At 61.1% G+C, this 12023-nt stretch carries 8 protein-coding genes and 1 tRNA gene; 6 read left to right on the top strand and 3 right to left on the bottom strand.

What is annotated here, in order from left to right; genetic code table 11:
• Positions 1 to 51: 51 nt before the first annotated feature.
• Complete coding sequence (locus tag Pan216_RS18635) at positions 52 to 2262, bottom strand: 4Fe-4S binding protein (protein WP_419192706.1); 2211 nt, start codon at positions 2260 to 2262, stop codon at positions 52 to 54.
• A gap of 206 nt (positions 2263 to 2468) precedes the next feature.
• Between Pan216_RS18635 and Pan216_RS18640 the strand changes: the two genes are divergently transcribed.
• Positions 2469 to 4130 carry an FAD-dependent oxidoreductase gene (locus Pan216_RS18640; protein WP_145260222.1) on the top strand — a complete coding sequence of 554 codons (1662 nt, stop codon included), beginning with the start codon at positions 2469 to 2471 and terminating at the stop codon, positions 4128 to 4130.
• A gap of 148 nt (positions 4131 to 4278) precedes the next feature.
• Positions 4279 to 6165, top strand: a complete 1887-nt coding sequence (locus tag Pan216_RS18645) for an adenylate/guanylate cyclase domain-containing protein (RefSeq protein WP_145260224.1) — start codon at positions 4279 to 4281, stop codon at positions 6163 to 6165.
• On the opposite strand, the gene Pan216_RS18650 is transcribed toward Pan216_RS18645, so the two are convergent.
• Positions 6152 to 6361, bottom strand: coding sequence for a hypothetical protein (locus Pan216_RS18650; RefSeq protein WP_145260226.1), 210 nt, complete (start codon positions 6359 to 6361; stop codon positions 6152 to 6154). The two genes, Pan216_RS18645 and Pan216_RS18650, sit on opposite strands and share 14 nt — an antisense overlap.
• A 165-nt stretch (positions 6362 to 6526) precedes the next feature.
• A tRNA-Ser gene (locus Pan216_RS18655) sits at positions 6527 to 6613 on the bottom strand.
• A gap of 1039 nt (positions 6614 to 7652) precedes the next feature.
• Here Pan216_RS18655 and Pan216_RS18660 point away from each other — a divergent pair.
• The 4 genes from Pan216_RS18660 to Pan216_RS18675 all read left to right on the top strand — a co-directional run bounded on the left by Pan216_RS18660 (position 7653) and on the right by Pan216_RS18675 (position 12009).
• Positions 7653 to 8768 carry an efflux RND transporter periplasmic adaptor subunit gene (locus Pan216_RS18660; RefSeq protein WP_419192707.1) on the top strand — a complete coding sequence of 372 codons (1116 nt, stop codon included), beginning with the start codon at positions 7653 to 7655 and terminating at the stop codon, positions 8766 to 8768.
• Positions 8769 to 9899 (top strand): ABC transporter permease, encoded by a 1131-nt coding sequence (locus Pan216_RS18665; RefSeq protein ID WP_145260231.1) that lies wholly within the window; start codon positions 8769 to 8771, stop codon positions 9897 to 9899. It abuts the gene before it with no gap.
• Between the two features lie 24 nt (positions 9900 to 9923).
• Positions 9924 to 10694: an ABC transporter ATP-binding protein gene (locus tag Pan216_RS18670; protein ID WP_419192708.1), complete on the top strand. Its 771-nt coding sequence runs from the start codon at positions 9924 to 9926 to the stop codon at positions 10692 to 10694.
• Positions 10695 to 10797: 103 nt separating this feature from the next.
• Positions 10798 to 12009 (top strand): ABC transporter permease, encoded by a 1212-nt coding sequence (locus Pan216_RS18675; RefSeq protein ID WP_145260235.1) that lies wholly within the window; start codon positions 10798 to 10800, stop codon positions 12007 to 12009.
• The last annotated feature ends 14 nt before the right edge of the window (positions 12010 to 12023 follow it).

Here is a 12023-nt window from a genome sequence, read left to right on the forward strand (position 1 = left end):
GTTCCGCCTTCTGGCGACGGTGCATCTTCTCCGTCCGCGGTGGCGACCGGCTCAGAACCGAGTCACTCCATCGAGACGTCGCGCCGCGTCGTGAGGACACATGCTAACGCACGCCGGGCCAGTCGGCAGCGTGGAGCACAAGTCGCAGACCACCGCCCGATGGCTCACTTCCTTGACCTCGCGGGAAACGGACGTCGCTTCCTGCTGTTGCCTGCGCTCCGAGGGGAGAATCTCATGCATTTGTATGGAGTCGTAGGGACATTGCTCCGCGCAAAGTTTGCAGCCGATACACCAATTCTCGATGATGATCTCGCCATTGCCCCCGCGCGTGATCGAACCAACCGGGCAGCCGATCATGCAGACCGGATCGCGGCAGCTCCGGCAAGTCGCCGGGCTGAGGTAGCGGTTCTCGAAACGAGGGCCGTCCAAAAAAAGACGCGTCCGGCCGTCATCGTGGGTGTTCTTGCAGGCGGAAACACAGTCCCCGCAGCGGACACAGCGATCGAGATCGATCAACATGAGCTGCTGGCCCTGAAAGAACCCAAGCTCATGATAGCGGGGCGACGCGCTCGGCATCTCCGCTTGCCAACCACGCATCGCCGTGGTCTCGGTGTTGGAGCGCCGCCCCTCGGCGATCTTCTCCACCTCCGCCCGCACCGCGGGCGAATGGCTGAGAATTCGCTGAAAGTCGTCTCGACGGATCCGCACCAACTCGACGCGGCTGGCGAGATACTTCTTGTACTCGGCGATCTTGCGATCGAAGTCCGCCGGGTGATCGTAAGCGACGCAACTGGCGGTACGCGGAGCGTCGTCGATCACCCCAAGTTCCCCGATGCACTCTCCACGCGAGCGGTAAGCCAGCGTGACCGGCACCGTCGGCTGCGGCACCGCTTCGGGAAAGAGGCTCGCCACCAGGTGTCGCCCCAAGAGGCGGTGCTGGAGAGGCGACATCGACGCGACCTTGATGACACCGTTGTCGGCCCTCGGGAACTCGCCGGTGATGGTCTCGTCGATGAGCCGATGGAAGTAGGTCCCTCGCTCCTGCAGGAACTGATGGAGGGCCGTGTTCGCCTCCTTGGTAAGCGTCCTCGACTCTTCTCCCTTGAGCAGATCGGCACGACCGGCTTCGGAGAGAAAACTCCATCCAAAATACGTGACGTTCGTCATGAGGCGGTTGAGCGCCCCGACCATGTCCGACTTGACGGCCACGTCGCTGGCTTTGCCCTCCTCGATCGCTTGCCGCGTCGAGTCCGAAAGCCATGCCCAAAGGAGCGAGCGTGGATCATCGGGCTCAGCACTGGCTCGGTGCACCCGTTGAAAGAGCAGTTTCCAGCGGTCCGGAGCGATCGACTCACGATCGAGCAGGATGCCCTTGATCACGGCCACCGTGCCACGACGAATCACGTAGACCGAGTCGGCTTTCTCGAACTCGTCGAAGAGGACGTCACCCGGTTCGATGAAGATGAGTTCCGCGACCGACTGAACCATCTTGTACTGATCGCTCGAAAGTTTGGAAAAGAGCGGTTCGCGTCGGAGGTGGATCTCGAAGACGCGGTCCTTGTACTTTTGCTCGGCTTTGTCCTGATAGTTTCGATCGGAGACAATCTTGTCCATGATGCTTCGGACCATCTCGAGCATGTAGCAGTCGCGTGACGCGATCACCGTGGCCGATCGCGGAACGCGGCCCAGACAGCTCGACTCGCCGAAAATCTCCCCTTCGTACATCGGGGCGATGCCGGTGATGGCATTGATGTCGGTGGGGCCGTCATTGGGAATAAATTCCGGGATCGGCCGCTCGGCCGCGCGGCGCGAGCCAAAGAGCGCGGCTCCGATGCGATCCCAAATGCCCTCCGGTCGCGGCTCCGGCCTCAAGTTCCCGGTGTCGAGATGCGCGAACGCGCTGTGGCGTTCATCGCGGGCGATCTCCCCGTCGAGGCCGGCGAGCATCTCGATTCGTTTCGCCAGCGCGTCGACCTCGGCGCGCAGTTCCGCGTCGTCGGGATTCGACTCGAGTTGGGCATTTCGAAAGGCATGGAGGTCTTCCGTCGACAGGATGTAGAAGGCCGTCGAACCGGTTTCCCCCTGTTCGCAAACGACATCCCCCGGGCGATAGCGCCGAAGCACCCATGTTCCCGGATACTTGTCGAAGCTCGGCACCTTCTTAAGCATTTGGAAGAGCGAGAAGAATGGAAGCACCGATGCGTCTGGGTGCTCGTCTCCCTCCTTGGGATCGAGTTCGGCGACAGGCATGACGACTGCCACGGTTTGGTACCTCCTCGTGACGAACTCAATTCCCGGGGTTCGCGGATCAAACCCGGAGCTCTCGCCGCTCCACGCTCCCAGCAACGAGTGTGGTGCTCAAAGGCGCCCTGATCGCTCCACAAAAAGCTCGAGCTTGTGAGCGGGAGCCATTCCCGATTAAGCTACGGTCCGGCATTCATCTTCGCAACATAGGAAGCGTCAAGAATATGGCATCACCGCAAAAACGCGTCGTCATCCTGGGTGGCGGCTTCGCGGGCGTCTACACCGCCATGTACTTGGAAAGGGCGCTCCCCAAATCGATGCGGGATCAAGTCGAGATCTCCCTGGTCAGCAGGGAGAACTACATCGTCTTCCAACCCCTTCTGCCCGAGGTCGTTTCCGGCTCCATCGAGCTGCTCCACGCCATCTCGCCCATTCGACGACTCGTCCGTCAGACTCGGCTCTACAGCCGTGAGATCCAAAACATCGACCTCGACGAGAAGACCATCCACCTCTTTCCCGGCTGTCGCCCACAGACCGCGACGATCCGCTACGACCACCTCGTGATCGGTTTGGGAACTCAACTCGACTACTCGAGAGTTCCGGGGATGCGTGAACACTCCATCCCCTTTCGCTACTTGGGGGATGCACTGCGACTACGGAACCATCTCGTCAATACACTTGAGGAAGCCGACAACGAGACCGATCCAGAAAACCGTCGGGAACTGCTGACCTTCGTGGTCGCGGGAGGCGGATTCTCCGGCGTCGAATGTATCGCGGAAATGAACGATCTGCTCCGCTCCGCGATCAAGGCCTACCGCAACATTCAAGAGGACGATCTCACGTTCATTCTTCTCCAAAGCGGTGACCGTATCCTACCGGAAATGGAAGAGGATCTGGCGGGCTTCGCCCATCGGATTCTCCAAAACCGTGGCGTGGAGATCAGACTCCGCACCCGAATGACCGCCGTCACCGCGACCAGCGCTCTCAGTCGAGCCAAGGATAGCGACCAGACCGAGGCGATTCCAACCAGGACCGTGGTCGCGACCGTGCCATCGGGACCGCATCCTCTTCTCGCGGAACTCGATTGTGAAAAGCGGCGTGGACGAATCGCGGTCGATCGCCAACTCCGCCTACTCCATCGGGAGGGAGTGTGGGCGGTTGGGGATTGCGCCTTTATTCCGACCACCGATCGCTACGATGACGAGTCCGATCCCGGTTCTCCTCCAACGGCCCAACACGCCCTTCGTCAGGCGAAGACATGCGCCCAGAACATCGCCGCGTCCCTCCAGGGGAAGGAACTGAAGACGTTCTCCTTCGCGGGGTTGGGAAAACTCGGGTCCCTTGGGCGCATGAGCGCGGTCGCCAGTGTGATGGGCGTGAAGGTGTCGGGAGTCCTGGCGTGGATCCTCTGGCGCGCCATCTACGTGTCGAAGATGCCCGGACTCGACCGCAAGATTCGCGTCCTCTTCGATTGGCTGCTCGACTGGATGTTGCCTCGGGACATCGCCGAGCTGCGGATCTTTCAACCCGACTCGGTCATCCGAGAGCACTTCGAACGGGGCCAATTCGTCTTCGACCAGGGCGATTTCGGAGACAAAGTCTACTTCATCGTCGACGGCAAGGCCGAAATTATCATCGACGGAAAGGTGATCGACACGCTCGAGACCGGCCAGACGTTCGGCGAGATCGCCCTCTACCAAGATCAACCGCGACGAGCGGCCGTCCGTGCCGCCACCCCCCTGGACTGCGTCACCGTCTCGCGAGCCGCGTTCGAGAATCTACTCGCCCACGTGCCGGGCGTTGCCGACGCGATCTCGACGATCGTCAAATCGCGCCTCGACGGTCCCAAGTCGGCGGAAGCCGCCATTGGAACGACGGAACCATGAAGTTTCGCCGGGAGAAGGCTCGGCCCATGGCCTCGATTTCGCGCGAGCGCCAATGAAGGCCACCAAGATGATGACAACGCCGCGACCTTGGATAGACAAGGAGCATGACGGCGAAGGTTTCTGAGATCCGTGGGTGGAATCACTTCCGATGCTCATTGTGAAGGTGACCAGCGACAGCATCCCGGGAGAAGTGTCGGTCCAGCATGCCGGCCCGATCGTTCTCGGACGGCGCCGAGCCAAGGACCCGGTTCCTCCGCTCGCGCGGACCTTCGTCCGAGAGGGGAAAGAAGCCCGGGTCATCATCTCGAATCGAACCGAGATTTCACGGACGCATTTGGTTCTACGCTTTCGCGACCCTGGTCGGGCAACGCTGCTCAACGCTGGCGTCCTCGCCGTCCTGATCCGCGAGGAGGGAGGGCGTCCCACCCATCGAGAGATCGAGTCGGGTCGGCAGATCGACATCGCCCTTCCGGCCCGGCTGCAGTTGCTCGATTCCCACATCACCGTCGAAGCGGAAACCGAAGACGACGAATCGGAAACGTCGAGTTTTCGGCCGGAAGCGACGCGAATCCCGTTCAGTCCCGGCGCCACGCTGGGCCAATCGGTCGGAAAGTTGCTCAGCAACCACGCCAGGACGCTCGAGCCAATTGGCCGGGAAGAAGACCTCCGTCGGCAACTCAATCGCATTTTGGACATGGTCGAGAACTTCGCGGATCCGCCGCAACTCTTCGCATCGGCCGCCAAGGCGGTGGAAGAGGAAGTCGACGTCGACTTCGCCCAGGTCGTGCTTTGGCATGCCGATCGAAGCGACTGGGAATTCACCAGAACGGAAGAGGACCTTCCCACGCCGAGCCAGACCGTGCTCAACCGAGCCCGCGAGAGTGGCCGGCTCATCAGCGAATCCGTTCCCTCGGCTGTCGGCTCCCAACAGAGCATGGCCGCGATGGACTGGTTTCTGGTCGCTCCCCTCTTGGACTCCAAGGGGACGGTCATCGGCGTGCTCTACTCGGATCGACGACGCTCCGGCGAGGGGATCGACGAGGGAACCTGTAGCTACGTGACGGGCATCGCCAGTATCGTCTCCACGGCGCTCGAAGTCATTCGCACCAAGGAGCGTTCGGCGGAGAATCGCGCTCGCTTCGAGCAGTTCTTCACCAAGGACTTGGCCGTCGAACTCGACAACAATCCGGAGATCCTCGATGGACAGGATCTCGACGAGGTGACATTTCTCTTTTGCGACATCCGCGGATCGAGTCGCATCTGCGAAAGACTCGACGACGCCAAGGGAACGATCGACTGGATCCGCGACATCATGACGGCGTTCTCCAACATCATCATGGGTTACGGCGGCGTCGTGGCCGATTTTCGCGGCGACGAGGTCCTCGCGATGTGGGGTGCCCCCAAGGGACGAGACGACGACGCTCGTCGGGCCTGCCTGGCCGCGACCGAAATCCTGCTCAGTCTCAAGGGACTCAATCGCGATTGGTACGACCTGGTCAAGGAAGAGCTCCGCGTCGGCATTGGTCTGAACACCGGACGAGCCCGGGTTGGCAACATCGGTTCCCGCCGGAAGGTTCAGTACGGACCAGTCGGTGACTCCGTCAATCGGGCGAGCCGGGTTCAGGGAGCCACCAAGTTTTGGGATGTTCCGCTCCTGGTGACCGACGCGACGCTGCGCAGCGCCGGCCTTCTTGGCGACTCCCGCACCGCGCTTCCGGGAGAGGAAAAGTCTCCGGCTCTCTATTGGCGACGTCTCGGCGCCGTTCGGGTCGTCAACATCTCTCAACCAATCAATCTCTTTGAGCTCTCCGGGGACGAAAGCGAACCCTGGTTGGTCCACGCGACCGACTACGAAGCCGCGCTGACCGACTTCGAAGAGCAACGACCGATCGCGGCGATCGCCAAGCTCGCGCGCATCCTGGCGGACATTCCCGAGGACGGTCCCGCGGGGGTGCTCCTCTCCCGATGCGCTCGGGCCATCGAGGAATCGTCGGGACAACCCTACGACCCCGTCTGGACGCTCACCGGCAAATAGATCGTCGCGGTCGACTGAAGATGGGCGCGTGCGGGATCTCGTACAAGAATGGCCCCATCAGCGGAACCAGTACCCCAGGAATGAAACAGAAGAAGGTCGGAATCACCAGCATGTAGGCGATGGTCGGCGCGAACGCGTGCGCCTTCTCGCGACGCTGCAACCGAACCTCGTCGGTTTGGTCCCGAGCGATCGGCATCCCCGTCCTTCATCGGCTCATGCGTCACAAGTCGATGCAGACGACGATACAGATCACGATGGACGACTACCCGAATGTCGATGACGGGTTCTATGACGCCATGGAGGAGTTGGTCTGCCGTGACACACCAGGTAGTTCAGAGACGGCGATTTGACATAAGTCGAGCGGACGGGGAGGGATTCGAACCCCCGGTCCCTTGCGGGACGCCGGTTTTCAAGACCGGTGCAATCAGCCAGACTCTGCCACCCGTCCAAGATGGGAAATGGCCCGAAGCCATTGTCGGTCAGGGAGTTCAGTGTACGTGCCCTCAAGCGGTTTGGCAATGAGCACCGGGTCGGTTGACCAGGGGCACGACGAGTAGCTTCCCAAGCGGATCGACCTGGGTTTCAGTGACTTGACCAGAGATCCGTCCGAACGCGAGTCGAGAAGCGACCGGCGGGGACGATCGACTTGGGAAAGCGGAGAACGCTACCACGTCTCACGGTTGGCCGCCCGGTGTTCATCGCCTTTCCACACGGGAGTTCTTTTGCTAAGACTTCTCCACGACAATTTGCCCACCGGCAAACTCTTGGCACACTTCCCTAGCGATCATCGACTGGGTCATCTCGAGTCTGACCACCATCATCTCGCCCTCTGACCGAATCGACGTAGACAAATTCGTCCAGTTCGCCAACGAAGGATGAAGACGCCCCTGCATCGATACGACGATGGTGTGAACATTCGGTGAATTCGCCTCCGAATATCGCTGACGACATTGTCGTTCCGACAAGGCCACGATTCAATTGACCTCCATGAGATCGGAGTAACTGTTCGCAGCTCCAGCGAACGGATCGTTATTGCCAGCAGTTTGATCGTTGCTAACCGAGACGATCTTCTCCGTCGATCCGCTCGGCCCACGTACTGCTCGTGGAGAATCACCAAGAGCCGATTCACCGTACGTTTCACCACCATTTGGACGTCCCATATCGGCGTTCAGGGAGCAAGGTGGGCGATGACACGGGGAGAATCCACAACAGAGTCCTGACGAATCGTCGCAAGGCGTGCGGCGAATCGACCTCGCTTCGCCGAAGACCCCTCCGAACGCTGAAGCGTTTCGAACCGCCCGTCGAGGCCGAAAGGATCCTCGCGACCACGGATGACTTGAACACGACTCGGGTCGACGGAGTCATGACGACTCCTATTGGCAACGGAACGTTCCAAGCAAGCGCCCCCTCGCTCTTCTGGAGCTCCCATGAATTCCACGTTCCCCACGAGAACGCGTGTCGGGTCCACCAACGGGAGGAGCCGACTGGTGTTCGCCACGACCGTCGGGATCCTTCTCGCCGGAGTTGGTGTTCGATTCGCGATGCCTCCGACCGCGGAGGTCCGTGGAGAGTCCTCGATCGATGCTCTCGTCTCGACACCGACGGCAATCACCTGCTTGGGGAGAATTGTTCCGGGTGATGGGATCATCGACGTGGGAGCGATCCCCCCGGCCATCGTCGACAAGCTGGTCGTCCAGGAGGGAAGCATCGTCGCTCAGGATGACGTCCTAGCTTTCCTGGAACGACACGAGGAAGCTCTCGCGGCCGTCGCCAATGCCCGAGCCGAGTATGAGGGCGCGAAGGAATTGCTTGCCGCTCGCATCGCGGTCGCCGAGTCGGAGCTCGCGTCGAGTACCGTGTCACTCGAACGCATCGAAACGGTCGTTCCCCTCGAGATTCGCATCGCCAGGGAGCAGCGTGATCTCAAGCAGGTCGAGCACAAGGATGCCGACCTCAGCTTTCAACGGGCCATGTCGCTGCATCGTTCGCGCACGATGTCCAAGGAGGAGTTCGAAAAGTCCGAACTAGCTCGAGCGGTCAAAGCGCAGGAGCTCCTCATCAGCGAGCACTCGCTGACTCTCGTCGAGAAGGACCAAGAAGTTCAGCGGACCGAGGCGATGTCGGTGCTGGAGTCCCGTCGAGCGAAACTCGCGGAAGCGCGCGCGTCGGTCAATCTGGCGGCGCTCGAGGCAAGAGTGAAACTCGCCGAGGCCCGACTCGAACGGACGATCGTCCGGTCCCCTACGGCGGGTTGCGTGCTCCGCATCAACTGCTTCGGCGGTGAGTCGGTCGATGGTCGCCCTCTCCTACAGATCGGAGAGGTCGATCGGGCCTATGTCGTCGCCGAGGTCTACGAAACCGATGCCAAGCACTTGAATATTGGGCAGAAAGCACGAATCGTCAGCGACGCACTTTCGGAAGAGTTGACCGGTCGCATCGAACGGATCTCGTCGCTCATTCACAAAAACGACGTGCTCGACATCGATCCGACCGCGCCAACCGACTCGCGGGTGATCGAAGCGTGGATTCGACTCGAAGATCCCACGACCGCCCTGAAGCTGATCCACCTACAAGTCGACGTCACGATTGAACGAGATGCCTGAATGCGGACGCCGCTCACCTGGCTGAACCTGCAACAACACAAGGCGCGACTGGCCGTCACGGCTCTCGGGCTCAGCTTGGCGACCACACTGCTCTTCGTGCATCTTGGCATCTTCCACGGCATGACTCACAACGCGGTTCGTCTCTACTCCGCGCTCGACTTCGACCTGGCGTTGGTCTCGTCGCGATACAGTTGGCAACTCGAACCCGACCGATTCTCCGTCCGACGCCTTCACTACCTGCGTCGCTACGACGCGATCGACTCGGTCGAGCCGGTGCGGGTTCGGTCGGGTCTCTTTCGCAACATTCAGGAAGGGACGAGCCACTTCACCCTTATCGTCGGGATCGATCCGAACGCGGACACGTTTCGCGAAGCGGAACTCAACGAGCGAGCCTCACTCGTCCGCGATGACCGGTCGCTGCTCATGGACTCGCTGTCGATGAACGTCTACGGCGACTGGGGAGTCGGTAGCCGCCCCGAAGTCATCGGACAACGCTGCCGGATCGTGGGCGACTTGGAGATCGGTCCGGGAATCGTCGCGCCAGGTCTCGCGGTGGTCAGCCACCAAACGTACGATCAACTCTTCGGCCGCGAGAACGTCGGCACGGCGACGCTCGGCTTGATCCGGCTGGCCGACAGGGCGGACCCCGAACGAGTCGCCGCGTTGATGAACGCCGACCTTCCCAAGGACGTTCGAGTCCTTACCCGTACCGACTTGGAGCATCGCGAACGTCACCACCTACTCTTTGTCCGCCCGGTGGGCGTGATCTTCGGCAGCAACGTGGTGATCGCGCTCGCGCTCGCCGTCATCGTGATCTATCAAGTCCTTTGCACCGAGGTCTCCAACCGACTTCGCGAGTTCGCCACGATTCACGCCCTGGGCTATTCCCTGGGATTCGTGCGCGGCGTCGTCTTGAGACAGACGGCGTTCATCCTTGTCGTCTCGTTCATTCCCGCGGTCACCGTGTCGGTCCTCCTCTACAAAGTCCTCGAAGAGATGTCGAGGATGCCGATCGTGATGACCGCGGAGCGCCTACTATTCGTGGCATCATTGTTGGCCGGTACGTCGTTCCTGGCCGCCCTGGCGGCGACGACACGTCTGCGGCGTCTCGAGCCGGCGGAGCTTTTCTGAGGGTTGACCATGCGGACTTCCGAGGTGCTTGCCTCCAAAGACGATGCCGTCACGCTCGACTCAACCGCCGAGCGGACGACGGAGGCGAACGAGGATGCCGGCGAACGACCTGCCGGGAGCCAGGTCGTTCGCGCTCGCGAAATCCACTACGACTACGTCTCCGGAGGCGGCTCCCTACCCGTGCTCAACGGTCTCTCACTCGACATCGCCGAGAGCGAAATCGTGATGCTCACGGGCCCATCGGGTTCTGGCAAAACGACGTTGCTCACCCTGATCGGAGCCCTGAGAACGATCCAGCGCGGATCGCTCGAAGTCCTGGGGAAAGAGTTGGCATGCGCGAGCGGCGCCGATCGTTTGACTCTCCGGCGCGAGATCGGATTTGTCTTTCAGACGCACAACCTGCTCGACGCGCTCACCGCCTCGCAGAACGTCTCCCTGGCTCTCGAGCTCAAGAGCGTTTGCCGGGAGAATCGCGACAAAGCGGCCGACGCTCTCACGAAGGTTGGCCTTGGGCACCGCCTCGGTCATCGCCCCAACGCCATGTCAATCGGCGAATGCCAACGGGTCTCGATCGCGCGGGCGATCGTGAACCGCCCGCGATTGCTACTCGCCGATGAGCCGACCGCGGCGCTCGACAACAAGTCGACCGAACGGATGCTGGCGATGTTTCGCGATCTGGTCGACGCCGAGGGCTGCTCGATGATCGCGGTCACCCACGACCCTCGAACGATGGACGTCGCCGATCGGATCATCGCGATGGACGACGGCCGGCTTCATCCCGGCACGCCGTTGTAAGGGAACCTTGGGGACCGGGACGTCGCGACACGGTGACCGCGCCCGCCGGCTCAATCGACAGGAACCGACCTCTCGACGGTCACATTGGCACTGGGAAATCGTTGTGAAACCCGTCGCTACAAGTCCGAAGTCCGAGTCGACGCGCTCGCGCCCCGATGGACACCCCGGTCTAGGAGGGTGTCGCACGCCCGTCAGCGTGCTGATGTTGCTCGCGCATCCCCGGCGCGTGGCCGTCTCGATCTCCGTGATCGCATTCTGTTCACTGCTGATGTTCAGTCAGCTCGGGTTCATGCTGGGCTTGTTCGACTCGATGTCGCGGTTAATCGTCTCCTTCTCCGGTGATCTGGTCGTTCGGAGTAAGGCTCGGCACAACTTGGGCGTCGGGATCACCTTCCCCCGCGCGCGACTACAACAAGCGCTCATGCTTCCCGAAGTCAGCGCGGTGCATCCGATTCAACTTGAATCGTGGGGAACCTGGCGGAGCGTCGGGACGAAACTCAATCGAACAATCCGAGTGATTGGCGCCAACGTCAACGAAGGTGCGATCGAGCTTCCCGGTTTGGAGGCCGCCGCGAGTCAACTTCGAAAGAGCAACACGGCAAGCTTCGACAAGCTATCGCGTCACTTCTTCGGAGACGTATCACCAGGAACGATGGCGGAACTCAATGGTCAACGCGTCGAGGTGGTCGGCAACTTCACCCTCGGACCCGACTTTCAGTTCGACGGCAATCTCGTCATGCACGAAAGCAACTTCTTTCGCTACTTCCCCGAACAGAGTCCGCAACGCGTTCATCTCGGGGCGATTGACCTCCGCGAGGGCGCGTCGCCGTCGCAAGTCAAAGAACGCATCATCAAGTCGCTTCCCGGAGACATCGATGTTCTCACCAAGGAGGAGTTAGCTCACGCCGAGCACCGTCACTGGATGAAGAACACCTCCGCCGGGCAAATCTTTCTGGTGAGCCTCTTCGTGGCGTTCGTGGTCGGGATACTCCTGAGCTACCAAGTCATCCACAACGAGGTGAAGGACAACATCAAGCAGTTCGCCATGCTCAGAGCGATCGGCTACTCCAATCTCTACATCGCCAGCGTCGTCCTGACGCAAGCATTGTTCTTCGGCGTCGCCGGACTCATTCCGGGAGCCCTACTGGGATCGCTTCTGTTCCAAACGCTCGAAGAAACGTCTCGCCTTTCGATCCAGGTGACTCCAGAGCGAGTCCTTCTGGTTTCGATCCTGACGATCGCGATGTGCCTGCTCGCATCGGTGGCCGCGGTCCGCCGAGTCTTGGTGGTCGATCCGGTCGAGCTCTATCACTGATCCCAAGGGGAGTT

It is taken from the genome of Kolteria novifilia (assembly GCA_007748055.1).
In the GTDB taxonomy this organism is placed as follows: domain Bacteria; phylum Planctomycetota; class Planctomycetia; order Kolteriales; family Kolteriaceae; genus Kolteria; species Kolteria novifilia.

Excerpts from the sequence above, each read along its gene's own strand:
- Pan216_RS18640 (WP_145260222.1), top strand. The coding sequence starts at position 2,469 with ATGGCATCACCGCAAAAACGCGTCGTCATCCTGGGTGGCGGCTTCGCG.
- Pan216_RS18650 (WP_145260226.1), bottom strand. The coding sequence starts at position 6,361 with ATGCCGATCGCTCGGGACCAAACCGACGAGGTTCGGTTGCAGCGTCGC.
- Pan216_RS18665 (WP_145260231.1), top strand. The coding sequence starts at position 8,769 with ATGCGGACGCCGCTCACCTGGCTGAACCTGCAACAACACAAGGCGCGA.
- Pan216_RS18645 (WP_145260224.1), top strand. The coding sequence starts at position 4,279 with ATGCTCATTGTGAAGGTGACCAGCGACAGCATCCCGGGAGAAGTGTCG.